Annotated in this window: 22 protein-coding genes; 2 read left to right on the plus strand and 20 right to left on the minus strand. The window is 44.7% G+C overall.

All coding sequences use genetic code 11. The features are described 5' to 3' along the window. Positions 1-41 precede the first annotated feature (41 nt). From JC200_RS09450 to JC200_RS09470, 5 genes are all read right to left on the minus strand, one after another. Entirely contained in the window at positions 42-464 is a 423-nt protein-coding gene (locus JC200_RS09450) for a hypothetical protein (protein WP_274436008.1), read from the minus strand. Positions 465-549: 85 nt separating this feature from the next. Then, positions 550-837 (minus strand): hypothetical protein, encoded by a 288-nt coding sequence (locus JC200_RS09455; protein ID WP_274436009.1) that lies wholly within the window; start codon positions 835-837, stop codon positions 550-552. Positions 838-980: 143 nt separating this feature from the next. Further along, complete coding sequence (locus tag JC200_RS09460; protein ID WP_274436010.1) at positions 981-1,334, minus strand: hypothetical protein; 354 nt, start codon at positions 1,332-1,334, stop codon at positions 981-983. 479 nt (positions 1,335-1,813) lie between these two features. Beyond that, complete coding sequence (locus JC200_RS09465) at positions 1,814-2,476, minus strand: four helix bundle protein (RefSeq protein ID WP_274436011.1); 663 nt, start codon at positions 2,474-2,476, stop codon at positions 1,814-1,816. Between the two features lie 16 nt (positions 2,477-2,492). Next, on the minus strand, positions 2,493-2,798 hold the full coding sequence (locus JC200_RS09470; protein ID WP_274436012.1) for a hypothetical protein: 306 nt from the start codon (positions 2,796-2,798) through the stop codon (positions 2,493-2,495). A 530-nt stretch (positions 2,799-3,328) separates the two neighbouring features. Here JC200_RS09470 and JC200_RS09475 point away from each other — a divergent pair. Beyond that, the gene (locus JC200_RS09475; protein ID WP_274436013.1) at positions 3,329-3,541 is read left to right on the plus strand and encodes a hypothetical protein; all 213 of its coding nucleotides are present in this window, start codon (positions 3,329-3,331) and stop codon (positions 3,539-3,541) included. Positions 3,542-4,023: 482 nt separating this feature from the next. Here the strand turns inward: JC200_RS09475 and JC200_RS09480 are convergent, their stop codons facing one another. Then, entirely contained in the window at positions 4,024-5,838 is a 1,815-nt protein-coding gene (locus JC200_RS09480) for a DEAD/DEAH box helicase family protein (protein WP_274436014.1), read from the minus strand. 479 nt (positions 5,839-6,317) lie between these two features. On the opposite strand from JC200_RS09480, the gene JC200_RS09485 reads away from it, so the two are divergent. Then, a complete protein-coding gene (locus JC200_RS09485) occupies positions 6,318-7,310 on the plus strand; it encodes a ParM/StbA family protein (protein WP_274436015.1) in 993 nt (330 codons plus the stop codon). A gap of 411 nt (positions 7,311-7,721) precedes the next feature. Here JC200_RS09485 and JC200_RS09490 read toward each other — a convergent pair whose 3' ends face one another. The 14 genes from JC200_RS09490 to JC200_RS09550 all read right to left on the minus strand — a co-directional run bounded on the left by JC200_RS09490 (position 7,722) and on the right by JC200_RS09550 (position 19,658). After that, entirely contained in the window at positions 7,722-8,006 is a 285-nt protein-coding gene (locus JC200_RS09490) for a hypothetical protein (RefSeq protein WP_274436016.1), read from the minus strand. A gap of 213 nt (positions 8,007-8,219) precedes the next feature. Further along, complete coding sequence (locus JC200_RS24430) at positions 8,220-8,441, minus strand: Spo0E family sporulation regulatory protein-aspartic acid phosphatase (RefSeq protein WP_443111886.1); 222 nt, start codon at positions 8,439-8,441, stop codon at positions 8,220-8,222. Positions 8,442-8,623: 182 nt separating this feature from the next. Next, on the minus strand, positions 8,624-9,496 hold the full coding sequence (locus JC200_RS09495) for a DMT family transporter (RefSeq protein ID WP_274436017.1): 873 nt from the start codon (positions 9,494-9,496) through the stop codon (positions 8,624-8,626). A 364-nt stretch (positions 9,497-9,860) separates the two neighbouring features. Further along, on the minus strand, positions 9,861-10,001 hold the full coding sequence (locus JC200_RS09500) for a hypothetical protein (RefSeq protein ID WP_274436018.1): 141 nt from the start codon (positions 9,999-10,001) through the stop codon (positions 9,861-9,863). A 410-nt stretch (positions 10,002-10,411) separates the two neighbouring features. Beyond that, positions 10,412-10,975: a methyltransferase family protein gene (locus tag JC200_RS09505; protein ID WP_274436019.1), complete on the minus strand. Its 564-nt coding sequence runs from the start codon at positions 10,973-10,975 to the stop codon at positions 10,412-10,414. 12 nt (positions 10,976-10,987) lie between these two features. Further along, the gene (locus tag JC200_RS09510) at positions 10,988-11,221 is read right to left on the minus strand and encodes a cysteine-rich CWC family protein (protein WP_338000209.1); all 234 of its coding nucleotides are present in this window, start codon (positions 11,219-11,221) and stop codon (positions 10,988-10,990) included. Positions 11,222-11,298: 77 nt separating this feature from the next. After that, positions 11,299-11,967, minus strand: coding sequence for a LysE family transporter (locus tag JC200_RS09515; protein WP_274436021.1), 669 nt, complete (start codon positions 11,965-11,967; stop codon positions 11,299-11,301). 30 nt (positions 11,968-11,997) lie between these two features. Then, complete coding sequence (locus JC200_RS09520; RefSeq protein WP_274436023.1) at positions 11,998-12,528, minus strand: DUF6904 family protein; 531 nt, start codon at positions 12,526-12,528, stop codon at positions 11,998-12,000. Between the two features lie 196 nt (positions 12,529-12,724). After that, positions 12,725-13,285, minus strand: coding sequence for a hypothetical protein (locus JC200_RS09525; RefSeq protein WP_274436024.1), 561 nt, complete (start codon positions 13,283-13,285; stop codon positions 12,725-12,727). Positions 13,286-14,099: 814 nt separating this feature from the next. Beyond that, positions 14,100-15,215, minus strand: a complete 1,116-nt coding sequence (locus tag JC200_RS09530; protein WP_274436025.1) for a DNA cytosine methyltransferase — start codon at positions 15,213-15,215, stop codon at positions 14,100-14,102. A gap of 80 nt (positions 15,216-15,295) precedes the next feature. Continuing rightward, the gene (locus JC200_RS09535; RefSeq protein ID WP_274436026.1) at positions 15,296-16,849 is read right to left on the minus strand and encodes a restriction endonuclease FokI C-terminal domain-containing protein; all 1,554 of its coding nucleotides are present in this window, start codon (positions 16,847-16,849) and stop codon (positions 15,296-15,298) included. A 352-nt stretch (positions 16,850-17,201) separates the two neighbouring features. After that, positions 17,202-18,176 (minus strand): hypothetical protein, encoded by a 975-nt coding sequence (locus JC200_RS09540; protein ID WP_274436027.1) that lies wholly within the window; start codon positions 18,174-18,176, stop codon positions 17,202-17,204. Between the two features lie 74 nt (positions 18,177-18,250). After that, positions 18,251-18,691, minus strand: a complete 441-nt coding sequence (locus JC200_RS09545; protein ID WP_274436028.1) for a helix-turn-helix domain-containing protein — start codon at positions 18,689-18,691, stop codon at positions 18,251-18,253. Positions 18,692-19,148: 457 nt separating this feature from the next. Then, entirely contained in the window at positions 19,149-19,658 is a 510-nt protein-coding gene (locus tag JC200_RS09550; protein ID WP_274436029.1) for a YoqH family protein, read from the minus strand. Positions 19,659-20,204 lie beyond the last annotated feature (546 nt).

Below are 20,204 nucleotides of genomic sequence, written 5' to 3' on the forward strand. Positions count from 1 at the left end.
ACCGCCGTTCCGCTCCTGATCCGCATAGTAAGTCACTATAATCAAGCCGATGTTGAGTCCTCAATTCCAAAAACATACTTTACCCGCAACTCAAGCAAAAGCTTTGGTTCAATCATGTTATTTTCTGGTACAGAGAGACATTCGCTCGCCATAGCCAATACTGCATATGTTTGAAACGCATTGAGTTGCTTCCACTTCTTTCTTAGCTTCCTTAGTGCCAAATGCACATTATGCGAGTCAATAGATTCAATGGAGTCAATATGGTCAATGTAGATGTCTGTCAGTGTGCTTTGGTCAAACATGGACGGCGTAGATAGTGAGTTGCAACACAAACACAAGATGAGCAACGCTTCAGAGAAGGTAAACACATTTTCCAGTTCGACCTTTGACTCTGGGTACCGTTCGTGCAATTCATCAAAATGTTGCTCCAAAAATTCGGATACTTCAGTCATGTTTATACTCATCGTCAATTCGCTCCTCTATTGATTATATTGGTGTGGGAAACCATCTTCTGCGCTCTTCCACACTGCCCGCTCTGTGAATTTCCTCTTATCCCTGGTGTTTGCCGAAAAGGAATTCACTCAATCGAGCGGCTTCCTGTTCCGCATCTATTTCGACCATATCTTGCATGTCGTAGTAGTAGACTGTACCGACAAGTTGTCCTTTGGATTGCAAGACGAGTTGGCACTCATCATTGGCTGGGTCAATCATGGAAATCGCCTTGACTCCGTAGCTTCGTTCCAAAGCTGTCACCATGCGATTCATGTTCTCGGCTACCATCCCTAATTGGTCTTGTTCGACTGTTGACTTGTCCAATTCTTTAATGGTCATGCTCATCAGAGAGTCCTCCTTTATACTTGAACAAATGTAGAATCTCTTGACAGCCAAACTACTCCTGTGTCCACCTCGTTGTAGCTTTTTCTCACCCTCAGTGGGAACAACGCGGGAGACGCTCACCCGCATGTCCCACCTGATTGGCATCAGTTTTGTTGCAGGAACTTCCTAACTTCGTCAACAGCTTCATCGGTGCTGACATCATTTACCTCGTCGATTTTCCCCTCGAACAAATGCAAAATGCGGTCTGCCTCATCTTCAGCGTCACATTGTAGGAGTACATCCTGGGTGTAACACATGACTCCACAATCACCGTTGTGTACCTCACTCTCCAGAACTACCAAACGAACTTTGCTCTCCTTGGAAGTGAGTACCTGAGTAATCCGCACACCATACTCGTAATGGAGAATCGAGTGGATGTGATCCAGCTTTTCGTCAACCAACTTTGTAACCAAGTCCTGAACTGTTACCTCTACAATTGCGGTTGTTTTTGTCGTCATAATTCTCTTCATCCTTCCAATTTTAGTTTGTTGGCACACGATAACGAGGAGTTGATTCCTCTTCCGTTGCCAACCGATGTGTACGAGGGATACCGAACGTGAGCGGCGTTAGGTACCCCGTGCTATATAGTTGTCAAGGAACAGGTTTGAAAACTCACCTTTGGAGGCAAAACAAAAAAGCTGATTTACTCCAAAGGTGCTTTCATTCACTTAGACTCACAACCTCCAGCGGGCAGAGATATCCCAATGAAGATTCGATAAAAAATATGTCTAAGTAAAAAAGCACCTCTCGACTAAACCAGCTTCGTCAGCATTATGAGAGGAAACTCACTAAAACCAAAGTGTTCCTACCAATGAAAAATGTTCTTATTCGCTTGTGTAAAAGTAATCTACCATGGACATTGACCTCTGTCAACACCTTATTTTCCGTACCCTATAGGAAGCTCACTCGACCGTTATAAGATGAGAAGCAACCATCACTAACTTCTACGATGGCGATAGCGAGTCCCTTCCTCTCTTGGCACATCAGGCAGAAATCGTCCCTCATCGCTCGTCAGCATACGAAGTTCATCCTGTTTCCGCACCAACTCCAAACGCTCTGCTTTCGATTGCTCTGCCCATTGCAACACTTCGACCTCAAAGTCAAAATCATCATCACGCACCTGCGATCCCCCCTGTTTTGCTTCAGGGTAATCTGAATGTTTCTGTTTGTCCAGGGTCCGTTTACGAGAGCGCGGCGTTACTGAGGAGGACTGGGTAATCTGATTTCGAGTTCGTCGGATTAAGGCTATCAACAGGCGAATTACTTCTTGGGCACGACTATTTAACATGTCGTAAGTTTTTTGATTGATATACGATAAATGGAGCGAAAGATGAATCCACGAGAGCAACTCGCTTGCCGAGCCTTTTGCAATTGCATAGAAGCTCAAAATTTTCTTCGGAAACTCTACCCCTGATTCGGCGATGTTGGCACCTATTGACGATGCCGCCCTTTGCATTTGACTCACAACTCCGTACCTCTCAAATGCTGGATAATCTTCGGTAATCCTGTATACCTCCACAGTCAGTTCTTGAGCTTTCTGCCATGCGATCAATCGTCTAAAATCCCTTGTGTCGAAATCCACGTTATTATTGTTACCCAATTTCAATGTTCCTCCTTTACATATGCGTACTCGCGGTCAGGTTTAATTCCTCTAACTGCCGCACTTGTTCCCTTGCGTTTTGCCCCGCCAATTCCCTCAACAGAATCTCTGTATTTAAGCCCAGTTCCAAGAGTCGAAACCTGGTGTCTTCGAGCAGTTCTACGTCTTCCCCAATAAACCGACAGCGGATAAAGGCTTCTTTTAAGTTGGAAATCTGTTGGAGCAAGTCAAAGAGTACATTGGGTTTCTTCGAGAAAAGGGAGTGAAGGAAGATATCATGCTCGATGCAATCAATTGCTTCTCTGATGTTCTGAAGTTGCAACCTTAGAGCCTCCTTTCATACGATGATTTCTTTTAATTTGATCTTACTGATGGATATCGGATTGCGATATAGAAAATATGTCGAACCTCGTCTGACCCGCTGATACATGGGTTGACAGGTCACTGTTGTACTTGCATCGACATGGTTGGACGAGGAAATCGACAGGTCTTGTCGTGATGTGCGGATATGAATTGTGGTTGTCATGCGGATGCATATAGAGTGAAATCAGATTTTGATTATGAAAATAATAGAGCCGAAAAGTTGTCGCTGAAGTTGTCACTTTGTCTTTTTATATATAGAGACCAATCCTTAGAACAGTGACAACCTTTCGGTGACACCCATAATCGATTCTGATTTATATCAACCAAATAGCTTGACGGCATTATGTATCATAATCCATATTCACGAGTGGAATGGTGGTCTTGTAATCTTAATTTCAACAAAAAGCACAGTGGGACTCACGTCTCAAACGGAGGTTGGCTAACCACATAGATAATCTGGTGGCTGTTGCACTCCTAAAGAGGTTTTCAATGGTCGCAATGGGAGTTTCCACAAAAGACGAGGGCTTTCATGAACCACAAACTTTTGGTGGCGGTTGGGATTTTTTGCTCATCCTGCTTAAATGGTTTTTTTGTTATATACAGCAAATCCGCAACTCCTTGATTACTGATGAGCCATTGGTGGCATTCGCTATCCTTGTCGAAAGTATCAACCTACAAGAGAAGAGTTTTCACATGGGATGAGGGTATACAAAACCATGTCACATTCATTTGCTATTGGTATTTCTGAAAATGGATATCTATCAACTGATGATGACTCCCGTACAAGTGATGCCTTTCAACGTATCGCCACTACCTTTTGTGACTATTTCAATCTAAAAAGGCGATGAAGCAGTAGCAACGGTTTCATTTAGTTGAGAGTTCAGCGTTACCTGGTGGCTCTGAGAAAACAATTAACCAGCAATGCACGTACAGCACTATGTAAAATGTAGTTTTGGGAGGATAAATGTACTCTTACGACTGTCACGTCCCGCAAAGACGGGGCTTCATCAACACGCGGGAATGCACTTCGGTTCCAGATAATGTAATATGCAACCAACCCTTCTCGCTAAAACAAACAAAGGGGTTTATTCATTAACATATTGGAAATTCCCACGCCGCCGTATAGTATATCTTAGGAACAAAAAACAGGGTGGCATCAACCACCCCGTCTACCGTCCAAATCGTTACACCACAACTAACTCTTTCACAGCCCCGTTCTGCTCGGAAACTGGTTCCTCGATTCCTGGCACTCTGAGTGTAAATACTCCATTTCCCACAATTATTCCATAAGCGCCCAAAACTGGTGCCAGCCTTACTGCTCTCCTTTTAAAGTTTGCACCATCTTTTTCACCAAATTTAGATCGTACATCGATGAATTTAATCTCAGCGTTCCCTTCTTTCTGGTATCCCCGAAGAATTGTAATGAGTTCCCAATCACGCTCATTAAGTCGCTGTTCCTTTGGTTTCTCCGTATTATCGTGCTTACTCCTCGTGTTCACACCCCAGTGTTCCTTTACATACTTGATACCTGGCAACTGATTTCTCACAATACCTACAGCTACCTCGTTCGAGCAGAAAAGGTGAATCTCTGACGGCTGTGTATTATCTCTGGAGATACGTTTGATGGCTTGATACAACTCGCCTGCAATCCAATAATTTCTAATATTGTCTGTTGGCTCATGCCTAAATTTAGGGATGTCTTGAAAGGAATACTCCTGGTCTATTGCGTGAAAGAAATAACTCGTCAGTACATAGGTTGCGTAATCGAAGTTTGGGGTTTTGACAATTACGCAGGTGTCGAATGTACGCCAATCGTTCTTGCCGAGTAAGTTCCCGTGGTATTCAACACTGATATCCACCCTCAACTTTCGTGATATATCCGCCAATGTCTCGTTCTGGTTATCCTCATCACTGTAATGTTTCACAATCGTCTGTTCGAGTTTCGACTTGTGCTCCATATCTGTGACAAACAGAACACCCTTACGTCCTTGCAACTCTACCGTATCGATGACCTGATCGAAAAACCCGTCGGATTTCTTTAACGCAGTCTTCCCTGTATTGACCTCATAGTGATGAAGAATTGATGTCGAATAATCATAGACCTTGGGCTGGTGTTTTACGATGAATCGCTTCGACAACTGATATCGATAGTCAAATCCGTTTGCATCCAAAATAATGTTGTTCTTCAACAGAACATAGTCGTATCGAATATCGTAGGTATAAAACACATTATGACTGTAATAACAATCATTACGGAAAAGTTGTTGAAATCGCTCTAACAATTCTCGACAATCCTTCGTCTTTTTCGATTTCAATAGTTTGGTGATTTCGGTTTTGTACTTCTTGTAATCTGCGGACGCAAAGGTACCCCATTGAAAGGTACCAGGGTTTATAAGTTCCTCTCTCCGAAGTTCCCTCAATTTGTCACGGAACATGATCAGCATCTCGTCGAGAATGTCAGACTCAAGGTACACACTATACCGATATAGCTGGGATAAATCCTGCGTAGAAATTCTGATTTCCCTCATTAAGTTAGGGAACTCATCCATGATCAATATATCTCTATTCTGTATAAGCTCGTCATGGCGTGATTTCTTTATCTCGGCATACATCCGATGGGTAATCACTAAAACCTGTGGTTCAATCGCCGTTTTCTTACTTCTTCCCCTCTTCGTATCTTCTCCATCAATTGCCATAGCAACGTTCCTTCTCGCATGTTTATTGATTTCATCAGCAGTAGCATCCAGAAGTCTTCGCTTATCCGAAAAGAGTTGAACCCACAGAACTCTGTGACGACAATCCGTGTTTCTGAACATTTCCCCTATCATCCGCAACGCTTGCCGCGTTTTACCTAACCCTGCCTCGTAATCAAATGCAATAAAGTGCTCAGAATCCCATTTTTCAGGATTCATAATCTGTTCTCGCAGTTCCCCGAAATAATTCTCGTGCTTTGATATCAAAGTCATTTTCCCCTTTCGTTTGTTTGCGCGGTGTCGCACTGGTTTGTTGTCTCCTGGACGCTTCAGGCATCGCATACCTGTCCCCAGGGACTACGGGCACAACACAAAAAAGCTGGTTTAAGTTGTCAAGGTGCCGTAATTCTCTCAAGTGCCCCCAGGACAGACTTGTCCCAGGGAGACCCGTAAAAGAATTTGGAAAATGGCACCCCAACACGTAAACCAGCTTTGTGATCAACGCGATAGGGAAAATGTGACTTCTGATTGAAGTCGTAGCACAAAGATAATATCGCTGTTGCCCATTGTCAAGAATTTATTTGCATTATCCCCAGTCAACCCCAATGGTGTTTTCTTCATAACGAGAAGCAAATCAATCACTTACGCTTTCTGCCTCGATCAAACTGAGACGCGATATTTCGTGGTTGCCGTGTAGGGTCAGACGCGATACGTCGTGTAAATGCGAATCAACTGACAACGCCCGTCTATCATATAGAAACAGAAAATAAAGGAGGATTTTTTGCATGACTGAACAACCGAAGCAACTAAGCCTGGCAATTGATTCTGGAAAGTCACTCACCAAGTTCGCTTTCTACTCCAACGGAGAATTAAAGACGATGAGTTTTCGAACATTGGTTCAAGAGGTGGAACACCTGGGCGTGGAGCTTCAGCCGAACAACTATCTCATAGAATTCGGGGGACAGACCTTCCTCGTGGGGGACATGATCAGCGAAGAGAAATTCAATTACGACCTCAGTAAACAAACTTCCACCCATCGCATCAGCATTCTTCTCGCGTGTGGACTCGCTATCGAACGTGCTGGTCTCGTCAACCAAGGCATTGTGAATGTGAGACTTTCCGTAAATACGCCGATATCTACGCACAAAAACCAAAAGTTGAAAACGAATTTCGAACAGTTCATTCAAAATGATCAACGGGTTGTATCGCTCAAAATCAACAACCGCCCAGCAATTCTACTTCGAATCGAAACGGTACTGGCACTTCCTGAAGGGACTCCGATGTTTGCGAATACGAGTTTATATCGCGACAAGCGGTGTGTCATATTCGACATTGGCAGTTTAAACGTGAATTTCTGTCAAGTGGACTCGCTTCGTCCTTCCTTGTCAGGGAGCTTTCTCTCCAACCAAGGCATAGCCATGCTCAAAGGCAAACTTGCAGAATCATTAACCGCAGAATATGGAGTCACTATTGGCATGGACGATACGGAAGTAATCCTGAAACGCGGCTACTTATCGGTGAATGGCAGGAAACTTGAAGACAGCCCCAAGATTATTAAGGGTATGCTCAAGTCGCATCTGAACGAGATCATCACCTTTGCCAAAAGCCGTGGGATCACCTTCAATAATATCGACGAATTGGTCTTTACAGGTGGTGGGAGCATCGTGCTCAGAGATGAAATTCAAAGGGAGTACCCGAACGCGGTGATTGACCCAAACGGCTCTTTCGGAAATGTGCTATCCTATCTCGCCATCATGAAGGCGAAGAACCTTGCCTAAGCCTCCGAAAATCAGTATCAGTTTTAGGGAAGAGTTCCTCCCCTTATATGACTGGTTAAAGAGCAGGGATAACATTAGCGCATACATCTGCCAATTAGTCGTCGCTGACATGCAAAATGGGGTACATTCTGATGATTTCGAGGCAAAAGTGGAAACAATCCTGCTCAAATTGCTGAAAAACAGGAACTTGATAGAGCAGGGCGACGGAATTAAGGTTGAAAGGGACAAGCTCGAATCCTTGTCGAACGACGAGAAGGATTTGATCAACTCACTGTTTTAGCCCCAGCAGGTAATTGAATAGACCAGGAGAGCCGTCATGGCTCTCTTTCTACTCAAGCACCTTTCCCCATGACTTTGACCTATTTTCCCACATATGTACCGCAACTTTGACAATATCGAACATCAGTGTTGTTACTTCTCCAAAGCATCCTTAATCAGCTTAATATCTAATTGAATGCCAGAAAGATTTGCCGCGCTGTTTTGATCCACGATACGAATGATTTTTTCCAACGTGTCCACTTGCTGTTTCAAGGTGCTGACTTCTGTTTGAATGTCCTTTAATTGGTTGGAGACTTGGTGGATGTCGTACCGAATGCGATCCTCCATCTCCGATAGAAGTTCCTTAAACTCGTCGTCCATGCCATCACGCCCTTTCCTGTCTCGTTCTCGACCCTTGTAGCCCTTAGTCCCTACCATGCCCCTCGTCCACTTAAGTCAACGAGCATAAAAAAAGCCCAGTCATACGACTGAGCGGCTCCGAAAATCTATATGAAATTCCACTCGAAATCTGGTTATCATTCTTCTCGCCTTCTCCTCGATAACTATTCACCTTTGAGGCAGATTAAGTTGCAAAGCCGAGTCACAGGAGCAGGTACCCACATCCCACAATCCGTACTCTTCTCCCTGCCTTCATCCCCACGCCAACTGCGAAACTGTAACCGTCTCATGTACAGACTTGTCATTTTCGCCATTGGATTCGCTCTGCTTCTGTGCTTGGAGGATATATTTGTCCAACTCCTGGCTCACGGTAATGACATCACGATGCGTTAAGCCTCCGTTTACTTCTGCCAGTTGGATCATCTTTTCTCGCAAATATTCTATGATATCGGCATACTCATACACTGATTTCACCCAGTCCCAATCGATATCTATCTCTTTTATAGCGATACTTTCTCATCGATTGGGTAACTATGTTAATAGTCCTTGAACCGTTTTATCGAAGACGGTGCTGGATCAAGCTTTGTTATTTTATGCGAGCATTCATTAAAACACGGAGCGGCAGTAATATGCCGCTCCTATCTGCATAATCAGATTCAGGATTCTTTGATGACAAAGACAACACCGATCAGAATCAAGAGTGCCCCGAACCAAAAGGAAAGCTCCACAACTTCTCCGAGAATCAGCCATCCCAGAAATGTTCCTACAAGCGGTTGAAAGAAGAAGTAAAGTCCTCCTGACGAGGCATCCACCAATTGTAACCCCTTGTTCCATAAGAAAAAGGCACCTGCTGTCGAGACAACTCCCAAATAAAGGACTCCGCTCCATAGGCTTGGCTGTACCCATGTACTTGGCGAGACATGAATCAGTTGGTTGACGGCTGTTGGGGTGATGCATACGATTGCAACCAGTATGGCGTAAAAGGTGACAGTTAGTTGGGAATAGCCGTTAGGGACAAGCTTGACAACGACGGACATCAAAGCCCATGTTAGAGCGGCAACAAATAGGATGACACCGCCCAGTTGATAGGAGTGGCTGAACCCACCAATCCCAACAATCAGCAAAACTCCGACTGTTGCAAGCCCAACCGAAATCGCCTTTCGAAGTGTTATTCTTTCGCGCAACAGCATCCGACCGAACACAACCATGAAGGCTGGTGTTGCGGATGTAATCATTGCACCCATCTGCGCCGTCGAGAGCTTTGTACCGAGAAACTGCGTCCAAATGGAGATCGCATAACCAGCGACTCCAATGACGGCAATCAGTGGGACATGTCGCCATGAAACTCTCCACGACTGTTTTGTGGCAAGGATACTGATTGACAAGGCGCAAAGAGCGACTACATAGCGGAGCCAGACCAAAGCAAGTGGCTCAATATTTTGTAATAACACCTTGCTGACCACATACATGCCGCCCCAAATACTTGCGGCAAGTGCCATGTATAGCCCGCCTAAATATCGTGAATTCATCTCAATCCCTCCGCATATTAGGACTTATTTGTCCACTGGCGAAGGGAACTCATGTTGAATTTCCTTCGCTCAGTAGCGAAGGGTGGGAACATCGTTCTCAAACAATGGGCTATAAAACATCTATTTCACCTCCATGCTTTCACATCTGATCACCGCAGACATTGTTGCTTGCTCCTAAATATGTATATATCGATGCCTGGTCAATGCCATACGCCCGCACGCTTCGGAACCTGCGAGTTAACCTGATACTTTATTCTAACAGCTTGATCGGTCCCTGCGTAGAATCCACAGGCTCTCGTCGCCCAAAATTATCTGATAACCATTATAAAAGGACGATCCCAATGGAATCGCCCTTTGCTCAAGCTTAATAACCGCCCATTCCGCCACCTGCACCTCCGCCGTAGCCGCCGCCGAACGCGGGAACCAGCAAGAAGAACAGCACGAAAATAATCAGAAACACGACTGCCCAACGAGTGTAGCCGCCAAACGTACCTCCACCGTACATAGCGCGTTGTCCTCCCCTCTCACCGACATACCCTCACGATATGTCCACTTGGAAAGAGCAGGAACGACAATTGCCTGTCCGTATTGCAATCAGGGTTATGGGAGCTTTGCTGGTGCTGTTCCCTGTAGGGGGTAAAGGGTAGCCCAAATCACGGGTGTCCTGCCATGCTTTCCGCAATAACTCGATTAAGTTGACCAATTTTCGTCAATTGGAACTCAATCAAACGGTGAGCTTGATTATTCCAAGCTCGCTTTGTTCAAAACGATATTTCCAACTTTGCAAAAATAGATGGTGATGGCGATTGTAGGGGCAAGTCGGAAAGGTGATTGGAGTCGGAGGACGACTGTGTGTAAACGAAGGGGTTAGGTGGTCAAAAAGGATTTAATGCCTTCTCCAGAACAGTCATTGTTTCACAGATATCGACGGACTTTCCGACAATATTCCATGTATGCTTCACCGTGAATTTTCTTCAAAGATTCTTCTTCCAGAAGAACCTGACGGTTGAAGAGCCAGAACCCTGCAATGACGTAGAGTAACAGTACCCAGTTGAGGAAAATCAAAAAGATGCCTACGAGGATGAATCCGAAAGCTGTGTAGATGGGATTGCGGCTTATTGCAAAAACGCCCGTTGTTATCAACTTGCCTGGTTTCTCCTCATCGATTCCGACTCGAAAACTTTTTCCAAAGGAGACCAAACTCAAGAAAAACAGCAGAAGTCCAAAGATGCACGACGCTACGCCAATCCAACCTATAACCTCACTCTGAAACAGAACCGTCCCCAATTTTGGCAGGTGTAAAGCACTGGACAACACAAGGTAGAAAAACAACAAAGCAAATGGAACAATGAGGAAATCCCTCTTATCCATGTCTCCAAACTTCATGGCATGAATCCCCATTTTCCGTAGGAGAAACACGCGAATCAAGACCATCAAGATCATCAGAGTGAGCGTTGCGATTGTAAAATACTCCTGCATAAGCTCACCCCTTTAGATTCTCGTTCCAGGCAAGTTGCCCTTCTTAAATTTTTCCAGACAATTTTGGCAGATACACGATTTTGTCGTGCTGTTTGACGAAACGTTTTCAAATATCTCCTGCGGAAAGACCGCCTTATCGCACCAACATTCTCCGTGCTTCATGCCAGCAACATTCCCACACTGGTTATCTCCTCCGCAGATTGGGCATTTGCTCCCGCTCATTACTGATTCCACCTCCATGCACATTTCGGGGACAAAAACGGATCAGGACTATCCTACGTCATAATTGCTGTAGAACGATGCTCACACAATGACTTGTTCTTCTATTGGCTTTCTTTCAATCTCAATCGGTGAGAAAACAGAGGGTAGAGCGTACTGTGAATTAACGTCCATAACATTTCCAGCGCAAAATACGCCATAGCTAAACTCGATACTGTAAAAATCCCACGTAGCAACTTTTCGCCAATGAATTTGCGTGACCATGCTACCAATGCTGAAATACCTATACACCACACAAATGCTCCCACAGAAAAACCGAGGAATAAGAGCAACAGCTTGTCGAGCAATGGCATACCTGCGATATGCGTCGCAAAGCCGCCACCAATGCCACCCCAAAAAGCAATGCCAAAAGGGTTCGCTAATGAAAAAATGATTCCTGTAGTGAAGTCCCGCTGTTCCTTCTTACTGCTGTCCAAATTCAAATCAATCGGCTTACGAGCGTCCAAAAAGGATAACCATGCCATGCGGAGCAGAAATGCTACTCCTGCGATGCCCAGAATAATTTGTACAGGCAAAAAGTGAAATACAAGCGCAACTCCCGTTAAACCAATAATTGCCCACGCCAAGTCCCCTAATAAAGCCCCAAGTTGCACCAAGAATGCAGGGACAAAGCCTCTCTGTAATCCTCTGCGTAGTGCTTCAGTATTCACCGCTCCTGGAGCCGCACTGTAAACAAAACCAAGTACACATGCTGTAATGATTAAAGCTATCATCTTGACACCCCTCTTTAACCCGCGTAGCCTTCAATCCTTCGGTAATCCTTTAGACATGAGATTCAATATTCGCTTGAATGAAGCTTCTGTCACGACTTCCTCCAGGCAGTTGACCACTAATGACTGAAACAGCCTAACATATGCAATATCTGCGTCCCACAGATTTATCTCATCGAGAAGCGGAAATCGAGAACCTACCGCCTTCTTTCTGGCATAATCACGGATAAAATCATTCAGAAACATGGTGACGAACAAGACTTCAGGGTAAGAGATGGTGCATGGGCGTGTGTAGCCCGAGGTATCCTCTGACACGTCATTTACCGTGCTCCGCATCTTGTTCGATTCAAATCCACTGTCCTTGAGTTCGACTTCTGGATCTCCCTGAATGGCATGACGCAAATCGGTACAAAGCGAAAGCACTAATAAACGATGACCTTCGACACCATGTTCCCCTTCATCTCCCACGATGGTACGTAAAGACGAATATAACGCATCCAAGTCCTGTTGATTACCCAATATTTCAATTCTGTCCATATTCGGTGTATTGCGGAGAGTTAACATGCATGTTCACCTACGTCTGTGTGCTGTTGCTGAAATCCAGTATAGTGGTACAGACCGCTATGTACAGTTGGAGAGTTTGCACTTTATTTTGCGTAGATTGCAGAATACCGACCGATTAGATGTTTATCCAATTTCTCGCGTTCTCAACCACGATCCCTTGCATCGATCCTACTCCCCAACTATTGCACTGACCTCTTTAATCCCATTCACTACAAAATTCGCAGATCCATTGATTCAATTTGTCGTCAAACCATAGTTCCTGGCTCCACCCCGCCCAGAGTTCGCTTTGGCACCGTGGACACACTGTCACGGAGTCAGTTACGAGACAGCCTTCCGCTGAATCTTCATATCCTAAGTGCTCGTACTGCTTGATAATCGGCATCAATGAATCGTAGCACTGCTCTCTGTCCTGTTCGTTATCAAAAATCAGGAGTTGGCGACCCTCTGTGTAAATACCTCCCTCGTTCGTGCGGTACAGTTCCTTCAATTCGGATTCGAGGAGTTCCGCCAGTATGTCGTTGACCTGTGGTTTCATTTCCTCCCAGTACACAACCATACCAGGCACATCATTAACGATTGAGGGGTGCCAATCCTGTATCATGATGAGTAGCGTCTCTAAATCACAGACTAACCGTTGCCCTCTACGTGCATAGAATGAGTCAGGGGCAAGTTCTTGTCCGTCAAACCACCAATCACGCCAGCTTAGCAAATCTTCTACAGCTTCCGAAAGGTCATTCTTGTCATCATATGATGCCAATTCGCTATACTTCCGAAAGACCGCGCGATTCTTGTCAACAAACTCCGAGTAATCCCAGAACCCTTCCTGCTCATGCTCTTCCGATGGAACACAGTCTTTACTGCAATACGTCCCCGATGGGGTTATGTAGGGGATTTCAGTGAAATGTTGACTGCATTCTGTACACGTTCTGGACTTGTTCAGTGCCACATTCCGCGCCCAATCTGGCATGTCCACTTTGTATCTAAGACACGAAGTATGCACTCTTGCTCGAATATAATCCCATGTCCCATCACGCAAAGACTCGGCACGCCGCTCTGGGTTATCGAAGTAGTCAATGGAGCTAAGTAATCGCTCTCTATCTGGAAATACATATGATGAGAGCTTCACTGGCAATCGTCTATAACTCATCACGGCTCCCCCCTTAGAGACATTGTATAATTCCATGACAATCTCTCGCGCAACGCGCAATGATTTGAGGGCGTATTGCGTCCCGAAAATGGATTGTCTTCATGGGCATTTATACATCCAGTAGTGATGGTCAGAATCAGTCTTTCGTGACTCTGATGTCCTACGCGCTCTCTAAGATCCCTTTTATATTGTGGCGCGGGATGACCTGCAGCGTATTCGTAGACATTTAACCAAACACTTGATCTCTCGTCTCAGAAAAATTTAATACATCAACTGAAAAATCAATGACCTTCTTTTACAAAATCTTGTGGATTTCATCAAAAAGCGTTATCGACACAAAAAAACTCTGCTCGTGACTTGAAATACAAAGTATAAGCAGAGTTTTTTTACTAAGTTGTTCGGTTTTATTTACACGCATTGCTCTCTAAATCAATGTCGGAATCTTGAGCCGCTCGCCAGAAGTCAACATTAAATGTAGCTCATCATCCCACTTCGCTGGTTCTATGGCGTATTCAATTCCAGCAAAAGACTTCAAAATTGCCTCCACAATGATCTTTACTCCCAGAGGAGGAACAGCCATGCCGATTTGTTTTCGCACACTCTCTTTGCCACCCAAGAATTCATACCAATCAGGGAACGTCTGTAATCTGGCGCGTTCACGATTCGTCAAAGCCCTTGGCTGACCATAGTGGTACATATGTGTACCGCCGCCACCCGAACCCGTAACTGTATACGAGGGCACATCAGGATTAAGCCGTTTATATATGTTTGATAATCTGGCTCCCTTTACATTCAACCGCAAATGTTCAGGTATTCCGTCATACCAGGCATTTTCACCAGGCGGAATATATTTCAACATTTCAACCACTTTCCCCTGATGCTGTGTAAAATCATGATTCATGGCATCGTCTGAGATTGGCGGTTCCTCCAACGCTTGCCGTGAAGTTTTCCACGTTGAAGAATCTTTGAACGGGGCTTTCGGCACTTGAAACTTCCATCCAAGGTCTTTCCGAATACCTACTATGATAATTCGATGTCTTGATTGAGGTACTCCATATTCTTCAAATTTATACAAATGAGGAGTAATGGTATATCCCGATGACTCCATCTCTTGGAGTATCTGGACAAAAGCATTCCCATCATTCGCACTTTGGAGTCCTCCTACGTTCTCTGCCATAAACCATTTTGGTTGGTGAGACTTCAACACTTTGATACCATAGGAATAAAGAGGACCGAAGTTACCATCCAGCCCCTTAGTTTCACCGACAATACTGTAATCATTGCAAGGAAATCCAAATGCGAAAGCATCAATTGCACTCAAGCGTTCAATATCTAACTCTCGAACGTCTTGATGAATCACACTATCAGGATTTTCAGGGCATATATTGTGACGAAACGTAGCGCACGCCCCTGCGTCGTAGTCATTCGCCCAGACATGCTCAACTTTATATTCTTCTCCCAGTGCTTCAACACTTGCCATACTTGCCCCAAGTGACAAACCACCAGGTCCGCAAAACAACTCACCTTTTCGAAAAATCATTTATCAAAACTCCACCCTATAGTCCATCTCATTTGACTCCATTATAAACTATCAGGCTCTCTCATGGCGAACATTTGTTCTCAGAGCGAATCAATTTGAAGCGCGGATATCCTTGCATTGGAAGTAAATAACTGTCTCAAAACATTGTGATCAATCGGATTGACCCGATGACGTTGTAGAAGACGCAACAAACTTCGTGCGGTGATGACACTTCCACCCACATTAGTCTCATTCGCAATGCTGTTTACCTGAGAATCTATATTAGCTCCGAAGCCATCTGCAATATACATGAAAAACGCCAAGTTTTGAGCCAAATACGTAGGGATATAATTTCGTACCATACGATTGCGATGGTCGTTGGATATACTGTATGACCGATATGCCTTAGTATCAATGATTCCTGAGTAGTTCAACGGAGACTCAACAAAGATGTCTGGATGCCGTGGCAGACTACCGACATGCTGTGCGCGAAAGTCCAGTAGTTCAAAGATATCGCGAGTCGCTCTCTCAAATTCGGTAGCTCGCTCTGTTCCCGATATAGCCATATTAAGATAATTTGCCTCAAACGTACTGAACGTATCGGGTCTAAAGCCGCTCAAAGCATCTTCTACTTGTTGCGGAGTGCAGCCAACTGCACGGGCTATATCATCAATAAGTGTAGCAGAGACATCAACAATTGGGGAAACCCTTGCCATATGTAATAATTCACTGCGTACACGGCGTTGCATGTACAATGCATCGGTAACTGTCTGCCCACCAAAGACTCTATTGTCTCTGTTTTGACCAGGAGCCAAACCGAAATTCCGTTGGAAATTCTCAATTCCAAATGGATGATCTGGATTAAATGTCCGCAGGCGTGTACCATCCGACAAAATTGCCTGAACATCAGCCGTTCTTTCTTGTGGGATAAAAATACTCCTACCAGCATCTCTCGAAATAAGCTGGGTGTATTCAAGATAATTTATGATGGTATTCGCAACGTCTTCCAAGTAATCAAGCGTATCTTCCATAGACTGTACGCCACTTGTACTACTTGGATAGAGGTCAACGAAATTGGGAGGTAAAATACTATCCCCCAGAGAACGGTAGCGACTAATTCGGTCCACTACATGCTCGAAACACTGAGGTGTTTCGTTTTGCCCCTCTGTTATGACAAAACGTGCTATTTCCGCCTTTGACAACCTTTGCACGCGGTCATCTGCGAGTAACCGTAACAAAAATCGAAACGGTCTTACCTGGAATCGAGAATGTATGTTTACGCGGCTCCTTATAGAGTACGGAGACGGGTATTGCAATTTCATCAACTGATTTGTGATTACTGGAACGGGAGGAACCCCATCCAATAGTGCGTCGCCCGCCAAAGTAGTACGCACAATATTGGTGTTGGTTTCAACAAAAATGAGTCCTAAGTTAAAGAGCCAAGATTCGTAGGTTCGTGCTCCTCCCGCTCGTCGATCTCTCCTGCGTCCAGGTCGCTTAATGCCATAACGTTCCAACTCTGATTCAAAATCAAGTTGACGATTCAAGTCTTGTCGCCATACATCACCCAAATTTTGTATCGCAAACAAGGACAAGATATCTACAACTGGATATAGCTTCCGTTTATTCCGTGGAACTTGCCAGTTGTTTATCATCGTGTTACCTCCAATTGCTACATCAAATCTCCCACTACTATAAGCTATCTGGAAACCATTTACTATAGTCGATATACACTCCAAAGCCCTCCATCATTGCATAGAAAAGAAATTCTGTGTGATAAGCTTGGTCCTGGTGTGGTAATCGTTACTACCTTCAGGAGAAACACTCCTGGTTTTAATAAAAGAGCATCTGAGTCTCGTACAAACAGGAGCCGAAACTCCTCTAAAAACTTTCATCGTTATTATTCAAATCTCCTCGTGTCGGAGTAGTTTATCGGTCCAATATGTAGAGACGTTGGTTTCCCAACGCCCTTCGCACTCCCTTCTCTCTACGTGGTCCCTACCGCTGTCACACGATCTGGTACTCATACCGAAAGATGTCGAACAGTGGATAGCTGACGTTTTCAATCATCCTACTAAAAATCCGCACCAATTCGTCCACCGTTTCTTTCACGTTGTCGGAGGCTTTGAAGTAACAGCCGATTGCATTGTCGCCCACCTTTACCCTCTCATCGATCTGTTCGCGCAACAGCCAAGGCTTCATGGAAAAAAGTTGAAACAACTCGCTGTTTGATCGATCAAATCTCAGTTCTATGAACGCCTGATTCCTTCGATTTCTCGCAGAGATGAAGAACTGCACGCCTGTGCGTCCACCCCCAAGCATGATCGTAGAATTCGGCTTTTCCTCATCAAAGTGCTTCTCACGTTGCAGTGGCAAGAAATTGGGTACCGCCTCCCGCAATCGATAAAGCACGTATCGATTCACATCCGCACGTTTCGAGAAATCGAAATCATGGTTATTGGGGACTGGTTTCGGACAAAGAAACTTGTAACGGGGATGTTCAATGGTTGTGACGATCCGCAGTGGCTTCGGAACTTCATCCAATAGTCCCAGAGAGTCATAAATCTCCAACTTGTTCATTGCATTGAGCCTTTCAAGTGGCTCCTTAACTTGGTCATTTATCCTCACCAACAGGAGTTTAATCGGGTTGTCACTCCGACTCACATGTTGCTCCAATTCGCGAACATGATTGACCTGAAAACCAATTGTCAGGTAAATCAATAACGCCCCTTCATCAAGTTCATTGATCAGATTCAGGAGCCTTTCCTGGTGATAACCAGGACTCCTGCCCAACCAAATTTCGGATATCACTGGAATACCCGTCTCTGCTTCGTAACCTAACAAATCCAGTTTGTAGCCCCGCCAATATGATTCAAGCAACAGATCGGTTAAGCCTCGACCGACGACATCCTCCAGAATGCGTTTGTGTTCTTTGAGGTACAGTGAAAAGATGAACTCGCGCTCGCTTCCCTTTAAACTCATACATTCACCCTCCCATGCTCGTCCTTTCAAAGATAGAGAGAACTCTGATAGAGTCCTCTCTGCCTGCCCAAAGCTCATTGCCGAATCAATCTAAGAAACTCGCGCACCTTTTCAATGATCACGATGCTGTCCCGTACTTTGTTCTTACCGTCAAGGTCACTGCTCAGCACAGTCTGTAACATTTCAGCAAGACTGTCCTTCATAGCCTGATTCACTTGAACGTCGTTATGGAGTGTGTAATGATGCGTGAGAACAAGCTCTATCAAGTCCTTCTCACGCTGTTCCTCTTCATTCATTTCCATGAGTTCTTGAGGTGAGACCCCAAGTACAGGTGCCAATTTGTAAATTATCGGAACAGATGGAGCTTTTCTGGAATTGTTCTCCAGGCGGTTGATATAACTCGGCGACACGCCCGTCATTCTCTCCAGATCCTTCAATGAAAGATTGAGTTGCTTTCGCAAATATCGAATCCTCGCCCCGACTGAATCAGGAATTTCTCGCCCGTCTTTTGCCACTTCAAATCCCTCCAAATGTTTCCCGTGATGGGAATCCTGTTGTATGTGAATCTATTTCTTTTACTCAAGAGATATAGAAGTTATTCAAAAGCAGAGGCTGAGAAAGGCTGAATCAAGGAAGGTGCGTTGCGAGGTTAGTAGAACCGCCAATTGCCTTTCGTAATCAAGAAGCTGTTGTGTAGAACCATATCTACTTCCACAAGTTGAAGCTGAAACGGTGACACAATTAGAACAAGAAGTGTAACCGTAATAGGAGACATAAATGTTTACATTTGATGACATGGCAAACAAATACCTGTGCTAAGTCGTTGGAAAGCAGGCACTAAGGGGCGAGGATATAGAACTATTGTCAAATGTGGGTATTCTTCTCGTGGTGGATTGGACATGTCCGTCAGCAGTCTGACATGTTCCGTGTCAGTCCGACAGGATATTCGTCATCTTTCACTGTCTCCGTTATTTACTTCACGCGACACTTTTCTAACGTACTTTGGAGAATAACGTCTCCCAGTTTGTTTGTCCGCGAGTTCGAAAGTCGAACTTCAACGCGAGTATCGCTCGTGAGTCGTGCAGATATCTCGTCAAATCTCCCGACCCATGCGGTTCCTCCGAACGCACTTGGAAAGTCCTCCTTTACGGGATACATTTTGAATCTCCAACTTATCGTTCCAGGTATCTGTGCAAATCCCTCATACTGGTCATAGTCGCCAAACGATGCAGGCGACGGAAGCCAATCTCCATAAACACCAACGCTAATCCTCTCACGGATGGGGCTGTTCGTGGAATCCGTATATGGCTTTCTTACCGTGGTAATGAAAGCAACACCTTGAGCGTTTTGGATATCCCTCGCCGCTTTCAAAACCACACTACATGGATAGGATACTTGGGGTGAGGCTTTTGCATTGATTGTCGTAATATTCAGCAACATGACAGCAAAACCAATTACTACTCTTTTAGTCGCCTTCATCATCTCGATACCCCCAGTCTGAGGGTATTATTTACAATTACTGTTGGGATAAACGTCCATTATCAGCAAACAAACGGTTATGACCAGAACAACACCTTTAAGTAACTTTCTTTCTAAAAGTACTACTCATCTGATAGGGTACGATTCCGTTGACCAATGTCGTTGCCCCCTTCGCGTAGGCGATGATTGCAACACGATTTTGTCTCTAATCCCAGACGAGTCTACCATGGCAATCGGGCTACCAATACCAACGGAAACGAAACCTTGGAATCTGATACTTTGGACCTTCGCCTACTTCAAGAAGTTGGATGGCTTCACTTTGCGACGAAAGACACCCCTGTTTCATTTTGCGTGATGAGACACGGTTTTCCCCTTATCGCAGACAACAAAACCAAAGAAAGTGGAGTCCTCTGCAAGTGGAGATTAGACCATGGCGTTTTCGTGGTTTTTGAAAGTAGAGATCAACCTACGATATGGTTCATCAATCCACCTTCAGGGATTTATTCCCACATGTTTTTTCATGCATATATAGGATTATGTTTTCCGAAA

This window comes from Alicyclobacillus sp. ALC3, assembly GCF_028751195.1.
Lineage (GTDB): Bacteria > Bacillota > Bacilli > Alicyclobacillales > Alicyclobacillaceae > Alicyclobacillus_L.

Bases quoted from the DNA above. Each gene is read 5' to 3' on its own strand.
- JC200_RS09455 (WP_274436009.1), bottom strand. From the start codon at position 837: ATGAGCATGACCATTAAAGAATTGGACAAGTCAACAGTCGAACAAGAC.
- JC200_RS09540 (WP_274436027.1), bottom strand. From the start codon at position 18,176: ATGAGTTTAAAGGGAAGCGAGCGCGAGTTCATCTTTTCACTGTACCTC.
- JC200_RS09485 (WP_274436015.1), top strand. From the start codon at position 6,318: ATGACTGAACAACCGAAGCAACTAAGCCTGGCAATTGATTCTGGAAAG.
- JC200_RS09490 (WP_274436016.1), bottom strand. From the start codon at position 8,006: ATGGTAGGGACTAAGGGCTACAAGGGTCGAGAACGAGACAGGAAAGGG.
- JC200_RS09515 (WP_274436021.1), bottom strand. From the start codon at position 11,967: ATGATAGCTTTAATCATTACAGCATGTGTACTTGGTTTTGTTTACAGT.
- JC200_RS09500 (WP_274436018.1), bottom strand. From the start codon at position 10,001: ATGTACGGTGGAGGTACGTTTGGCGGCTACACTCGTTGGGCAGTCGTG.
- JC200_RS09505 (WP_274436019.1), bottom strand. From the start codon at position 10,975: ATGCAGGAGTATTTTACAATCGCAACGCTCACTCTGATGATCTTGATG.
- JC200_RS09510 (WP_338000209.1), bottom strand. From the start codon at position 11,221: ATGTGCATGGAGGTGGAATCAGTAATGAGCGGGAGCAAATGCCCAATC.
- JC200_RS09495 (WP_274436017.1), bottom strand. From the start codon at position 9,496: ATGAATTCACGATATTTAGGCGGGCTATACATGGCACTTGCCGCAAGT.
- JC200_RS09535 (WP_274436026.1), bottom strand. From the start codon at position 16,849: ATGATAAACAACTGGCAAGTTCCACGGAATAAACGGAAGCTATATCCA.
- JC200_RS09530 (WP_274436025.1), bottom strand. From the start codon at position 15,215: ATGATTTTTCGAAAAGGTGAGTTGTTTTGCGGACCTGGTGGTTTGTCA.
- JC200_RS09450 (WP_274436008.1), bottom strand. From the start codon at position 464: ATGAGTATAAACATGACTGAAGTATCCGAATTTTTGGAGCAACATTTT.
- JC200_RS09475 (WP_274436013.1), top strand. From the start codon at position 3,329: ATGGTCGCAATGGGAGTTTCCACAAAAGACGAGGGCTTTCATGAACCA.
- JC200_RS09550 (WP_274436029.1), bottom strand. From the start codon at position 19,658: ATGATGAAGGCGACTAAAAGAGTAGTAATTGGTTTTGCTGTCATGTTG.
- JC200_RS09460 (WP_274436010.1), bottom strand. From the start codon at position 1,334: ATGACGACAAAAACAACCGCAATTGTAGAGGTAACAGTTCAGGACTTG.
- JC200_RS09520 (WP_274436023.1), bottom strand. From the start codon at position 12,528: ATGTTAACTCTCCGCAATACACCGAATATGGACAGAATTGAAATATTG.